Here is a 418-nt window from a genome sequence, read left to right as displayed (position 1 = left end):
AGCTGGCGGCGGTCACGGGTCTCGTACTGCCTGCGAGTCTGGTCTTCGACTACCCGACGCCCGCGGTGCTGGCGGAGCATCTGGGCTCGGAGCTGTTGGGCACGGTCGAGGCCACGTCGGTGACGCCGGTGACCACGGTGGCGGTCGACGAGCCGATCGCCATCGTCGGGATGGGCTGCCGGTTCCCCGGCGGGATCGAGAGCCCTGAACAACTGTGGGCCCTGCTCACGGGCGGTGTTGACGCGATCTCGGCGTTCCCGACACAGCGTGGCTGGGACATGGTCGGTGACGGTTTCGCCCGGGTAGGCGGGTTCATCGAGGACGTGGCCGGGTTTGATGCTGGGTTCTTCGGTATTTCGCCGCGTGAGGCGTTGGCGATGGATCCGCAGCAGCGGTTGTTGTTGGAGACGTCGTGGGA

The 418-nt window shown here is 67.2% G+C and carries 1 protein-coding gene; it reads left to right on the top strand.

All coding sequences use genetic code 11. The features are described from left to right. Nucleotides 1-418: beta-ketoacyl synthase N-terminal-like domain-containing protein (locus ACLZOT_RS50120; protein WP_416976005.1), on the top strand; the 418-nt coding region annotated here is incomplete at both ends.

The organism is Streptomyces sp. 4F14, from assembly GCF_048159485.1.
GTDB lineage: Bacteria > Actinomycetota > Actinomycetes > Streptomycetales > Streptomycetaceae > Streptomyces.
This window is presented reverse-complemented; position numbering and strand designations above follow the sequence as displayed.